8 protein-coding genes are annotated in these 14,097 nt (G+C 34.7%); all 8 read right to left on the minus strand.

Annotated elements, in window-relative coordinates; genetic code table 11:
- Positions 1-8: 8 nt before the first annotated feature.
- Positions 9-1,388, minus strand: coding sequence for a 3-keto-disaccharide hydrolase (locus V6246_RS06550; protein WP_341559690.1), 1,380 nt, complete (start codon positions 1,386-1,388; stop codon positions 9-11).
- A gap of 35 nt (positions 1,389-1,423) precedes the next feature.
- Complete coding sequence (locus V6246_RS06555) at positions 1,424-4,054, minus strand: glycoside hydrolase family 31 protein (protein WP_341559691.1); 2,631 nt, start codon at positions 4,052-4,054, stop codon at positions 1,424-1,426.
- Between the two features lie 63 nt (positions 4,055-4,117).
- Positions 4,118-5,752 (minus strand): glycoside hydrolase family 172 protein, encoded by a 1,635-nt coding sequence (locus tag V6246_RS06560; RefSeq protein ID WP_341559692.1) that lies wholly within the window; start codon positions 5,750-5,752, stop codon positions 4,118-4,120.
- A 24-nt stretch (positions 5,753-5,776) separates the two neighbouring features.
- Positions 5,777-7,351 carry a sulfatase-like hydrolase/transferase gene (locus V6246_RS06565; protein WP_341559693.1) on the minus strand — a complete coding sequence of 525 codons (1,575 nt, stop codon included), beginning with the start codon at positions 7,349-7,351 and terminating at the stop codon, positions 5,777-5,779.
- 17 nt (positions 7,352-7,368) lie between these two features.
- On the minus strand, positions 7,369-9,033 hold the full coding sequence (locus V6246_RS06570; RefSeq protein ID WP_341559694.1) for a hypothetical protein: 1,665 nt from the start codon (positions 9,031-9,033) through the stop codon (positions 7,369-7,371).
- A 147-nt stretch (positions 9,034-9,180) separates the two neighbouring features.
- Positions 9,181-11,679, minus strand: a complete 2,499-nt coding sequence (locus V6246_RS06575; protein ID WP_341559695.1) for a glycoside hydrolase family 95 protein — start codon at positions 11,677-11,679, stop codon at positions 9,181-9,183.
- 300 nt (positions 11,680-11,979) lie between these two features.
- Positions 11,980-12,792: an orotidine-5'-phosphate decarboxylase gene (gene pyrF, locus V6246_RS06580; protein WP_341559696.1), complete on the minus strand. Its 813-nt coding sequence runs from the start codon at positions 12,790-12,792 to the stop codon at positions 11,980-11,982.
- A 100-nt stretch (positions 12,793-12,892) separates the two neighbouring features.
- Entirely contained in the window at positions 12,893-13,969 is a 1,077-nt protein-coding gene (prfA, locus tag V6246_RS06585) for a peptide chain release factor 1 (RefSeq protein WP_159017813.1), read from the minus strand.
- Positions 13,970-14,097 lie beyond the last annotated feature (128 nt).

Here is a 14,097-nt window from a genome sequence, read left to right on the forward strand (position 1 = left end):
TATTTGGTCTAAAACTGAACTTCTTTAATTTTTATTTCTCTATAAATTAATTCTGAATATTCAGCCTGAAGAGCTATAAATCCAGATTTAAGCGATAAACCTCCGTATGTTGCATTGGTGATTTCGTTGATTAACACTCCATTTAAATAATACTTTGCACTATCACCTCTAACTTGCAACAAGACTTGGTTCCAACCTGGCTTTTCTTCATTAGTCCATTTTTTTGAACTGCTATAGCTTCTTTTCTTAATTTTTAAAACTTTACCTCCTTTTAAAACATCGCAATGCGCTCCGAGAATATTCCATAGATCGCCACAATCGCCTTCTTGAATTTGATATTCTAAACTTGATGGCCAAGCATAACTCCCCACAGGACAATGATATAATAAACCGGCATCACGTATTTTATCGAGTCGTGGTTCAAATTTACGTTCACCCCATTTAAACTCAAACTTCAAATCATAAGAGCTGTAAGCTTTTTTGGTAATCGCAACCCCGTAAGGCGCGGTGGTTTTCTTCCATTTATACATGGCTTTTAGCTCCTTTCCATTATACTCAAACATAGTGTTTGCTTCTTGCTCAGTAGCGTCACCATTTACAATAAAATCATAATTGGGCCCCGTTTTTTCTGAATTTTCATAAAGATCTACCCATATATCGAACTTAGCCTCTCTTGTATTATCTAATTTTCTAATTAGAATATTTCTGAAAGCAATACTTCCATGATCGCCCTGTAACCTTAATGGAGCAAAAGCAACCTCAGCAGCATCTAAACCTTCACGAGTAGCTCCCGTTACTTCTTTGTTTTCATGAATAATTTGCCCGTTAAGAATTACCTTTTCGAACATGGCATTTTTTATTTTATTTCCGTTTTTATCAAACTTCGGCGCTCTAAAAATAATATCGTAAGTCTGCCACTCTCCTAACGGTAATGTTGCATTAACCCTTGGCGAGATGCCTTCGTAGCCTCTTTCTCCTTTAGGCTTGCTTTCATCCCAACGCTGATAAATCCCTCCACAATCAGAATACGCCACATCATCTTTTCCGTAACTATCAAAAATTTGGATTTCGTATCTACTCTGAAAATAAATTCCTGAATTGGAACCTTTTGGTAATAGAAATTCAATGTGTAATTCCATATCGCCATAAGATTCCTGTGTTTCTAGATGTTCCGTTTTGCCTGTTTCTCCATTTACAAAAACACCTGCACCTTTTTTAAAATCTAAAAACTGGTAGTTAACCGAATCAACCTCAACCGATTTCACTTCAAACCAATCACCTTGAGGGGTTCGAAAATCTTCAAGACCTTTTAGTTTTATTTGACTGAAGGATAAGTTAATTCCTATCAATATTGTTAAGACTAAAACGCTAAGTTTTAAATTATTCATTTTAATGTTGTTTAAATTAATCAAACTATAAAAATCTAAAACTGAATAGTAGTTTCTTCACCTTGAAAATAAATTCTTTCTGCTCGGCCTTGATCTACTGTGTGTATCAGGAACTCTTTTGGCAAATCTTCAAACACAACATAATTATCGACACCTTTAGTTACTTTTAGTGTTTTATCGGCATCGGAATAAGTAAAAACCACTTCAGAATAGGTTTTATTCTCATAATTATACGATTCGTTATCATCAAAATACACTACATATTCTCCATCGGCTCCAGGATACACCACAATTTCAATAGGATCTTTTGTAAATTCTGTAGCAAACTGAACTTTTGGACCTATTGGCAAAATACTTCCTGCTTTTACGAAAATTGGAGTTTCATCTAAAGGTGTTTCAACAGTAATTTCCCCCTTAGCTTTTACTTTTTTACCTGTCCAGAAATTATACCAAATACCTTCTGGCAAATAAATTTCTTTTTGACGTTGTTGGTATTCGGTAACATTACAAATCATTAACGATTCTCCAAAAAAGAATTGATCTTTAATACCCCAAGTATTTTTATCATTTGGATAATGATACACAAGCGGCGACATCATTAATTTACCTTGAGTTGTTACTTTCCAAGCTTCAGAATAAATATATGGCATCAATTTATATCTGGTATCTATAAATTTGCGAGCTGTAGTTTCAAAATCTTTGTTATATCTCCAAATTTCAGTTTCTGAAACATAACCATGGATTCTAAAAATAGGACTAAACGCCCCAAACTGAAACCAACGTGTTAGCAATTCTATATATTCCGGATTAGTATACTGACTATCGTAAATAGGATTTAACGACTTAGAATCTCTAAAGAAACCACCAATATCATGTGTCCAATAAGGTACGCCAGCCATAGTAAAATTAAGCCCTGCAGGAATTTGTTCCGCAAACTGCTCCCAAGTTCCAGCGACATCGCCAGACCAAGATGTTGCTCCGTAACGTTGCTGCCCAGCATAAGCCGATCTTGTTAAGTTAAAAACACGTTCGTTAGGAAACTCTTCTCTTCGACCTTCATACATGGCTCTTGTTACTTCTAACGAATAAGCGTTTTGAACTTCTTCATAAGGTCCAACGGCAGTACTTACTTTTGTATCTCTTACTCCTTCTGGTTCTGTACCATCCAACCAAATAGATTTCACACCTTTATGAAACATAGAATCACTTAAAGATCTATAAAATTGCTCACTTACTTTTTTATCATAAATATCGATATAATTACTACTTTCTATTTTAGTAAGCCCATACTTTTCCTCTAAAGGTTTATTTTTAACCTCTGGCCAAACAGAAACCATTAAATTTAAATTCAGTTTGGTTAGCTCATCTACCATAGCATCTGGATCTGGATATTTAGCTCTATCCCACTCTGGGCCTTTAGTCCCTTTTGGCCAGTAAAACCAATCTTGAACAATGTTATCGACAGGGATATTTCGATCTCTCATTTCGCGAGCATTTTCTAACAATTCCTCTTGATTATGATAACGTTCTCTACATTGCCAAAAACCATAAGATTTTTTTGAAAACATAGGCGCCTTACCCGTTAACTCTTGATAGTTTGATATCACTTCACCCGGATTAGCTCCATAAACGAAATAATAATCGATGGCATTGCCTTTAGTACTGCTAAAAACGGTTTTGTTAAAATCCGGTTCATTATAAAATAATTTCCCTGGTATTTTTGCTCCTGTATTTTGGAATATTACCTTATATGCTTTTCCTGCTTCCAAATGTTTTTTACCAGAATATCGTCTAGGCATCCATATGGTTGAATAGTTGATAACAGAATCGCCATCGATAGATACATTAATATTCCCTCGCATACGCCCGTTATTATCACTTAAAGCTAAAAAGGTGTATTCTCCAGTTTTTGTTGGTGTAAATGTAGTTTCGCGTATGTTTTTTTCTGCTGCCTCTTTAGCAGCATAAGCTGCTACATTCTCCTTTTCACCATCAACAGGAGCTATTGCATCCTCACTATTATTATTAACTTCAGCTTTAGAATCAAATACGATCTCATTTTCAGGATTATTAAAATCGGTAAGACTATAATTATGCCAATAAATACCATAACCTTTAGTTGAAACCAAAAACGGAATCGCGATTTCCTGATTGTATTGCTGTAAACGAATTGGTACATTTTTCCAATTCATAATACCACTTTGAAACTGACCTAAACCGTACAAACCTTCATCTCCCGCTTGAAACCCTTGTGAAACATTATGTTCCTTTCCTTCTTCTTCGGAATTAATAAAGGTACGCTCGTTGGTTTCAGCTAATAAATCTTTGCCATCCTTTGTGTTATAAGTAATAGTACCATCACTATTTACAAATATTTTAACCAAATTAGTGCTAATTGTTATTCTATCTGATGCTTCTTTTAACTCCCAATCTACTTTTTGAGGCTCTAAAACCGTAACATAATCTGGTATTGTTGACGGTGTACTTGTATTGAGTATTTTATTGACATGAATAATGGCATCATCAATAATTTCAACATTAATATTTAAGCTATCCTGATGGATGGTTACACCATGTTCCGATTTCTCAAAATTATATTTGTATTTTGAATTGCAGCTTACTAGTATAAGGAATGCTATACTGAGGTAACAAATGCTTTTTGTCATTATTATTTTGGTTTATAGTTGGTACTTTTTTAATGAATAATCTTTAGTATTGTTTATTAAAAATTATTCATTCGGAAAATTCTTTGGCAATGGAGGTACGTTTAACGCTTCTTTTTCATCTGGAACTCTATTAGATGTGGTTTGTTTATCACCATACCAATATAAGCCTACCCCGTATCCCATTTCACAATCGGTCCAGCTCCAAACTTCCATGTCTAATTTTAACGAACTATTAAAAGGCATAACATCTAAGGCACGAGTTCTCGTCTCTGTGCTATAACCAGAAGTGTTTTTACCTTTAAAATCTTTAGGTTTTTTATTTAACTTATTGAATATATGACTTCTTGGTTGTGCATGAAAAGGATGCTCGTAAAACTCGTTACTTTTCCCTCCCCAAGAATAAGCATAGTAATCTTCGGTTCCTGTTCCAAAAATGGATGGAAAATCTTCACCATCTACATAAATTCTTTCATCGCCTTCTCCCCACCATCTTTCAACAGGGTTCATAACAGTTAAAGCATCTCCCACATATACACCTCTTCCTTTTATTGTAATATAATTCCAATCAGAAAAAGGTCTAGTAGCTACAGGATATTGCCCTTTCCAAGCGGCATTAAAATACATGCTTTCACTATCCCAATTCCATTCACCAACAGTTGCTTTTAAATCTACATTTACTGTAGTTTCCCCTATATTAATAATCGATATTTTTCCTGTTTTTTGATATGGCATTACCCATCTACATGTCATTGTTCCATCTTCACTAACCGTTCTATACCAGCCTTGAAATGGGTGTAACCCTATTCCGTTACCAAAAAAATCACCTAATGGACACCAAACAGTTGGCTCACCATCAAATTCAATTTTTAAAATTACAGTACGAGTTACATCAGGATTTTTGTAATTATCTAATTTTATACTAAGCTCTCTAACAGCTGCATGTCCTTCTGGTAATTTTATAGATTTTTCTTTTTTAGATTTTAATTTTGCACTAAAAGAAACATCTTCACCTTTCATTGTATTTTTTGGAGCTAACAATAACTCACCTACCTCTTTAGTTAAAGGCATTGCATTATCAAAATCCTCTTTAGTAAAGGTTTTTATAGGTGTGTAATCATCATATTCTCTATAAGTAAATTGATAAAAAAAAGGCCTCTGTGTTGTAGTAATTTTACAACTCTTAGCATAAGGAATAGGAAAAAAAGATACTGCTGAACGCAATGACTGATGTGCCAATGGAAAAGGAATCAAACCTGTTCCATCAAGCAAGCCTAACATATTTCCTTGCAATGCAGGCTCTTTACTTCCATCTAAATAAATTTTGATTTCAATGTCTGTGTTTGGTTTATTTGCACTCAAAAAAGGCATCCAAGTGCGTACAATAGCTCCAGGCCCCACATGATCCATTAATACCCACTCTTTTTGACCATTTTTTTCTTCTGTTCTAATAAAATTATGATCGTCATCTTTACTGTTGAAATCATGATTATTAAACCAACCAACAGAATCTTGAGGTATTGTAGAAGCTCTATTATAACTACTTTCTTGTTTTAATCTAAAATTAGTTGAAGGAAAACGAGCGACAACATCTCTATCCACCATATCTTTTAACAAAGATTCTATACTCACTTCATTCTTGTTTTGAGCAAATCCTAAAACTGTAGCGAATAAAAAAATAATACTTAGAATGTGTTTCATGGGCTTTAGTTTAGTTTATGGTTTTTAGTTGTTTTTATTGAGAGCTACTTGATACATCTCCTCTGTTTTTGCTCTTAATTTTTCTAAAACAGCAGTATACTCATGATTATTAACCAAATTATTTTGTTCAGAAGGATCCGTAATCACATCATAAAGTTCCTCAATTTTAGGTGTATGTTCGTAGTAAACAATATATTTCCATCGCTCTGTACGCACGCCTCTACTTCTATAAGATTTATTATTTTCGATTAAATTTTGATTTAATTCGTCTACATTATCTTTATAGCGTTCTTGAAACATAGCAGCCAAAAACAAATCTTCCATAAACACCGTATCTCGCCATTGCGACATGTCTTCAGTTTTACTTAAAACCCTACTAATATCTCGACCTTGCATACTATTTGGCACTTCTAAACCTGCCATGGCAACAATTGTAGGTGCCATATCTACTGAAGAAATAAGTGCCGCTTCTCTGTGTTTACGTTTCGATTCTGGTACACGTCCGTCATAAATAATAAGAGGAGCCTTAACAGATTCATCATACAAAAGGCATTTATCAAAAAGCCCGTGAGAACCTTGAAAACGACCGTTATCACTAGTATAGATAATAACGGTGTTTTCTAACATGTTCTTCTCTTTTAGTTTTTCAACCAAAAAGCCAACTTGTTCATCTACAGTATAACCCTGTGTTGCAAAACGACGTACAAGCCTTTGATACATTTCGGGTGTAGATGAGCGTTTTTTATGCAAATACACACCTCTTGCATTTTCTTTAACCACTGTTGGTAAAACAGGATTATCGCCTTCTACCCAATTGTCTGGCGCTTCCATTTCTGCCTCTTTAAATTGCTCGAAATGCGGCATATATACATCCTTATCGTTATCGTGCTTTACTGCATAAAAGCTAACCGACAAACAAAATGGTTGGTCTTCGGGTTGTGTGTCTATAAAACGCATCATGGCTTCTCCAGTTCTTAAAGTTCTTCCTGAATTTTGTCGCCCTTCTTTATAGATATTTTTCAATTCTACATCCTCTTCTGGCCAGGTAACATGCCCTTTTCTATCGCGTGTTTCACTTCCTGCAAAAAAATCAAAAACACCACCCATATGTTCTTTATAGAATTGCTCTTTTGGCATACTTGGTCGTGTGGCTTCATCTGTTACTGTAAATCCTACCTTACCGATAAAACCTGTTCTATAACCCGCATTTTTAAGTAATGCAGGGTAACTTTTACTAAAATCATTTTGCGATAACGTATAATCGTCCGGAGCAACAAAACTCACTCTATGATTTGAATTATACCTTCCCGTTAACATAGTTACTCGACTCGGCATACAAATAGCCACAGCATAAAACGCCTGATCGAACACCACACCTTCGGCTGCCAATTTATCTATATTAGGCGTATTAAATTCCGGTTTTCCGTAAACTCCCATATTATCCCAACGTTGATCGTCGGTCATTAAAAAGATAATATTTGGCTTAGATTTAGCTTCCAAAGCTTTATCAGTTTCATAATTACTTTTTGATTGACCATTCGTTATTAAAGACAAGAGCATCAATAAAGTAATAGATGAAATTCGTTTTAAACTATGCATAATTTATCTTCCTAATATTAATATTTAGTTCGCAACTCGTTAATTTTTTTATCCGCATTATTAGAAATGTGGCGATCATATTTTTGAGTATAAAGCGTCGCTACTGAAAGATATTGCTGCGGAAGTTTATTGTAATGCTTCCAAGCTTTATCATAAGCTTTAATCCATTTTTTAACTGCTTTGGTATCACCTTGTTTTTCAGCATCGGCCATGTTAATAATAATTCGGTATATTTTATAAAGCCTTAATCCATATTCCGAAGAACCTATAGCATGATTTTTAGTCGCTTCACTATCCCATTTAATAGATTTTGCCAGCTTAACAATCGTTTTCCATTTGGCAACCGATTCATCTTTTTGCTCTAAATTTCGCTTACGTTCTACTTCTCCTTTTACAACACCAGGCCAACCAATTCCCTGATCTCTAGTCCACCAAGGATTCATATCCCCATAAGTACTATTTCTACCTCTAACTACAGCTTCAGCAGAAAGTAAACACAGTTCTCTAAATTTGGTAACATCATCACCTTCCAACTTTAAACGTTCGGTAGCATATCTATTAAAAATAAAGGCTTCACTTTTATCTGTATTCTGCCCCCATTGCGCCATAACCCATGCGTTTAAATCGCACCACATTTCACTTTTAATATAAGGACCTTCCCATCCACCGCCTCGGGACCAAGTCCAAATACCAGCATACAAATCGGGTCTTTTTTCAACAAACTCACCAATACTATTAATTTCCTCTTCAGGCATTCTTGCATGCTCCTCAAAACCATCTATAACTCCGTTGGCAACATAATTAGGGTAAGCACCCTTTCCTTCATATTCACGAGCTGCTTGAACTTCAATAATTTGACGATGACGCCCTTGACCAATTATTTTACTAAATGTACGAGCTCTATGAAAATCACCTTCACAATGTTTAATACTAATAATTAAATTATCATGCGGCTCTATAGCATTACTAACCTCCATGTATGGTCCCATATTTCTATCGAAGGCTATCCATGTACGGAAAATAAGTTGCTTGTTTCGTTTTACACAAATCTCTTCCCTAAGAATTTCCATTAAAGGAATAATGGTTTTTTCAGGACTATTTTTATTTTCAATAGCACCTTGATGATATGGTGCATCATGCAAATATGTTTCGCCAATACGCACCACCAAACCATCTAAATCTGGAAACTGATCGAACATTTCGTTAATTTGAGCCCGGATAAATTTTTCCGTTAAGGCATTATTTGGATCTCCAAAAGTACTTTCTATACCAAATTTTTCTATTAAACGCTTCGGAAATAAAACCAAATCGGACATAGCATAAATAGCCATATCTTGTGCTTTACTCTTCGCATGCATCTCTTTAATTTGTGCAGCCTTAGCATCTACCCATGCGCGCTCCTCTGAACCTTTTGGTAAAATATCTGGGTCTACAGATTCCCAATTTATCGCTAATGCTGGCGATTCAAACAGAAAATAAACCTTACCATTATAACCCATTTCTTTTATCACTGCCGGATCATTATAGGCCGATTGATAAGGTGCTTCACCAGGATTATGATGAACCATATCTAATATTAAAGGTGAAGCAACATCATTCTGAGCCAAAACATTCGTGCTAAAAACACTCACCAACACTAAAAATGTTAAACTGAAATAATTTTTTAAACTTAATTTTTTCATTGATATAAAATTTATTTAAAAGAGATCTTAAATGATTCTCAGGTACTCAAACATAGAAATTTATAGCTCGTTTCGATTATTAATTCGACCAATAACTGCTGTTTTCACACAATCAACACCTCTTTTTAATACCTAATTCTAAACATTTTATTTTCTAACCAAAATAATCTCCTCACCTACTTTTGTTTCTATATCAAACAAGTACGATTTTTTCAAAGTCACTCCCTCTAATTTAGCTTCTTTAGAAACTAATGGCTCCTTAATTTCTGGTATGCTATAAAATGCATTTGAGTTTGATTCCGTTCCTTTTTTCAAGAGTTTACCATTTTCTAGAGTGAGGTCGCTATACGAACGAACACGCAAGTTACCTCCTAAATTAGATTTGATAACGGCTTTTACAATCTCACCACTTTTCCATTCCATAGATACAATTTCAAAACCACCACGTGCTCGTAATCCATTTACATGCCCATCTTTCCAAACATCAGGAAGTGCAGGAATTAAATGAATTGCGCCGTCATGACTTTGTACTAACATTTCGGTTAAACCGGAAGTAAAACCAAAATTTCCGTCAATTTGAAACGGTGGATGTGCATCTAACATATTAGCATAAGTACCTCCTCCTTTTGGTGAATCTGGACGGCCAACTAACTTTATTTGATCGCCCATAAGTTTATAAGCATGATTGCCATCTAATAAACGTGCCCATAAATTTATTTTCCAGTTCATAGACCATCCTGTTGATGGATCACCTCTTTGAATTAGCGTGTTTTTAGCACCTTCAAATAATTCTGAATTTCTATATGGTGAAATTAGATTAGAAGGGTACAACCCATATAAATGTGATACATGGCGGTGTTTGTCTTCCGGATCGTCTAAATCTTCCATCCATTCTTGAAGCTGATTGTATTTACCAACTTGCATTGGTGGTAATTTAGAAAGTGTCGCCTCCATTTGTGGAATTAAATTTGAATCGACATCTAATAATTTTGCAGCAGTAATAGTTTTAGTTAAAATATCGTACACCAATTGATTATCCATGGTTGTACCAGCTTCAATATTTACGCCTTTATCACGTCCTTTTGGCCCGTGTTCTGGCGAAATAGTTGGTAACATAATTAACCATCCATTATCGGGCTCTTCTGTTAAAAAACTCAAGCAAAACTCCGAAGCACCTTTCATTGCAGGATATACAGAACGTAAATACTCCAAATCGCCATTAAACATAAATTTCTCCCATAAATGCTGACTTAACCACGTACCTCCTGTTGGCCACATGCCCCAAGTTGCTCCATCTACAGGCCCTGCAATACGCCATAAATCGGTATTGTGGTGCGTTACCCAACCATCGGCACCGTACATAACTTCTGCGGTTTCTTTACCTGCTTCGGAAAGCTCACGAACCATTTGAATAAGCGGTTCATGCATTTCAGATAAATTAGTAACCTCGGCCGGCCAATAATTCATTTGAGTATTAATATTTACCGTGTAAGCACTTTTCCATGGTGGTGTTAATTGATTACACCATAAGCCTTGTAAATTTCCAGGTTGCCCTCCTGGTTGCGATGAAGAAATTAATAAATAACGTCCAAATTGAAAATACAAAGCTGCCAATGCAGGATCGTTACCTGTACTGAATTCTTTAATTCTAACATCTGTTGTGTTATTTATAGAATCTGTAACACCTAAATCTAACTCAACTCTTTTAAAATATTTTTGATAAAAAGCTGTATGATCTTTTAGTAATTGATGGTAAGCTTTATTTTCCGCTTTAGCGATATAATCAGCAGCTCGTTTATGTGGATCTGCACTTATATCTTGATAATTAACAAAGTTAGTAGCTATTGAAATAAATAGCGTTACACTGTTCGCTCTAGAAACTACCAATTGTTCAGCTTTCGCAGATGTTTTCCCGCCTTCTTGTAAAATCTTTAAACGAGATTCAAATTCTACTTGTCCTTTTGTTGGTGTCCCATCTTTTATATGTTTGCTAATACGGTCGCTACTAAGTCCTGTCATCTTTAAGATATTGTTATCCTCAGTAGACACTGAAACAATTGCAGGTTCTGGTCGGTCCATACTAGCAGAAAAACTAATCTTTCCGTTTTCGCTAGCCGATAATTTTATCACAATAACCTGATCGGTAAACGATGTGAAAATTTCACGTTTATAATTTACACCGTCAACAGTATAGGTGGTTGTATTAACAGCGTTTTCAATATCTAGCTCGCGGTGGTAATTAGAAAAATTATCATGATTTTCAAAATTCAACCTTAAATTACCAACAGTTTCGTAAGGCATACCATGAGATTTTTTCGAAATAAAATCTTTATCAGCCAAACGGTGCGCTTCCGTATATTTTTTTTCAAAAAGTAATGTTCGTATTTCAGACAAAGACGTTTTAGCTGCTGCATTATCATTTCTATGCGGACCACCAGCCCAAAGTGTGTTTTCGTTAAGTTGAATATTTTCGTTTACCGGATTCCCAAAAACCATAGCACCCAATCGACCATTTCCTAAAGGTAAAGCTTCGTTCCAATCTGCTGCTGGAGCGTTGTACCAAAGTTTGTTTTTATTATTATTTTGAGCAACACAAGTTCCAATTCCGATACAAATTAAAATAAAAGTATTTAATATAATTTTCATCCGTTTTACTTTTAGCTATGGTTTAGTTGTAATTTTTAACGAAAATAATATTTACAGGATTTTATAGTATAAACTATGGTTTCATCCATATAAACTATAACCCATTTAGTGTTATTGGTCGTGTATTTTATACTTCGCCCCATGTAATAAGATGTATTTAAAAATGCTTTTAGTCAATAAAAAAACCGCACTTTATAAGTGAGGTTTTTTAAATATCAATACACTCAATAATTACTAAAAAACAAAACAGCCACCTTTTAAATAAAAGATGGCTGTTTTTATAAAATTATAAAATGCGTTTTATTCTAAAATCGCTTTCATGTCTTGTTGAAGTATTTCTGCACTTTTAGCAGCGGCTTCTGCAAAATCTTCGTTTTGAGATGCATAAATAATACCTCTCGAAGAATTAATTAATAAGCCAACATTGTCCGTCATACCATATTTACAAACGTCTTGCAAGTTTCCTCCTTGAGCGCCAACACCAGGAACGAGTAAAAAACTATTTGGAATAATTTTTCTAATATCGGCAAAGTATTCTGCTTTGGTAGCACCAACAACATACATTAAATTCTCGGCGTTTGTCCATGTTTTAGAAGTTTCCAAAACCTGTTTATAAAGCTCTTTTCCTTCAACCGTTTTGGTTTGAAAATCAAAAGCTCCAGCGTTAGAAGTTAAGGCCAACATTATAGTGTGTTTATCTTTAAAAGCTAAAAATGGCTCCACAGAATCTTTTCCCATATATGGAGCTACAGTTACCGAATCGAATGCTAAATCTTCAAAAAAAGCTTTAGCATACATAGTACTTGTGTTACCAATATCACCACGTTTTGCATCGGCAATAGTGAAAATCTCAGGATGTTTTTCGTTTAAATATTTAATAGTTTTCTCTAAAGATTTCCAACCTTTAAGACCATAAGCTTCGTAAAAAGCTGTGTTTGGCTTATAGGCAACGCATAAATGATGTGTGGCATCGATAATGGCTTTATTGAAAGCAAAAATAGGATCTTCCTCTTTTAAAAGGTGCTGTGGTATTTTATTTAAATCCACATCTAATCCTATACATAAAAAAGATTTTTTCTTCTGAATTTGCTCAATAAGTTGCTTTGTTGTCATCCTAACTTAATATTCCTTTAAAGGAAATTACTATTTAATATTAAACTTAACGCACTATAAATTCTATGTTAGTTTTAACACTAACATAGCAATACATACTCTAAATGATATCGGTATTTGCTTTTAACTTCTCTGTGTTTTCAGCTAACATTAATTCGTCTAGAATTTTTTGAATATCACCGTTTACAATATTTGATAGATCGTAAAGCGTTAAACCAATTCTATGATCGGTTACACGACCTTGCGAGTAATTGTAAGTTCTAATTTTAGCAGATCGATCTCCCGAAGACACCATACTACCACGTTTAGCAGCATCGGCTTCGTTCTTTTTAGCCAATTCCATTTCGTAAAGGCGAGAACGTAATACTTTAAAAGCTTTTTCTTTATTTTTATGTTGCGATTTTTGATCTTGACATTGCGCCACTAACCCTGTAGGTATGTGAGTTAAACGTACCGCAGAATACGTTGTATTTACCGATTGCCCACCTGGTCCAGATGAACAGAAAAAGTCGATTCGAACTTCTTTAGGGTTAATCTCTACATCAAATTCTTCCGCTTCTGGAAACACCATAACCGTTGCTGCACTGGTATGCACACGTCCTTGAGTTTCTGTTTGCGGTACACGTTGTACACGGTGAACTCCAGCTTCAAACTTTAAGGTTCCATAAACATCTTCACCCGAAACTTCGAATTGAATCTCTTTAAAACCACCATTTGTACCTTCACTAAAATCTACCGTATCTACACGCCAGCCTCTACTTTCGCAATACTTGCTGTACATTCTAAATAAATCTCCTGCAAAAATACTTGCTTCATCACCACCGGTTCCGGCACGTAATTCTACTACAGCATTTTTAGAATCTTCAGGATCTTTAGGAATTAAAAGTACTTTTATTTCTTCTTCTAACTTAGGAATACCAACTTTAGCTTCTTCCAATTGCATTTTGGCCATATCTACCATTTCGGCATCACTACCGTCTGCAATTATTTCTTCAGCTTCAGCTAAATTATTAGTAAACTCTATATATTCCTCACGTTTATCCATGAGGAGACGCAAATCTTTGTATTCTTTATTAAGTTCTACGTAACGCTTTTGATCGGTGATGATATCTGGTTGGATAATTAAATCGCTAACCTCATCAAAACGTTGTTTTACTATTTGTAACTTCTCTAACATCTGCCTTATTTAATTGGAAATCAAAAATACAATAAATTATGAATTTTCAATGACTACATGACACGGAACTAACGTAACTTTAAAAATATTTTGCATTTTTTTTCGTTATAAGCCATACTATGCAACAA

Origin of the sequence: Algibacter sp. TI.3.09, from assembly GCF_038154905.1 — a bacterium.
In the GTDB taxonomy this organism is placed as follows: Bacteria; Bacteroidota; Bacteroidia; order Flavobacteriales; family Flavobacteriaceae; genus Algibacter.

Excerpts from the sequence above, each read along its gene's own strand:
- V6246_RS06550 (WP_341559690.1), bottom strand. The coding sequence starts at position 1,388 with ATGAATAATTTAAAACTTAGCGTTTTAGTCTTAACAATATTGATAGGA.
- V6246_RS06555 (WP_341559691.1), bottom strand. The coding sequence starts at position 4,054 with ATGACAAAAAGCATTTGTTACCTCAGTATAGCATTCCTTATACTAGTA.
- V6246_RS06560 (WP_341559692.1), bottom strand. The coding sequence starts at position 5,752 with ATGAAACACATTCTAAGTATTATTTTTTTATTCGCTACAGTTTTAGGA.
- V6246_RS06565 (WP_341559693.1), bottom strand. The coding sequence starts at position 7,351 with ATGCATAGTTTAAAACGAATTTCATCTATTACTTTATTGATGCTCTTG.
- V6246_RS06570 (WP_341559694.1), bottom strand. The coding sequence starts at position 9,033 with ATGAAAAAATTAAGTTTAAAAAATTATTTCAGTTTAACATTTTTAGTG.
- V6246_RS06575 (WP_341559695.1), bottom strand. The coding sequence starts at position 11,679 with ATGAAAATTATATTAAATACTTTTATTTTAATTTGTATCGGAATTGGA.
- pyrF (WP_341559696.1), bottom strand. The coding sequence starts at position 12,792 with ATGACAACAAAGCAACTTATTGAGCAAATTCAGAAGAAAAAATCTTTT.
- prfA (WP_159017813.1), bottom strand. The coding sequence starts at position 13,969 with ATGTTAGAGAAGTTACAAATAGTAAAACAACGTTTTGATGAGGTTAGC.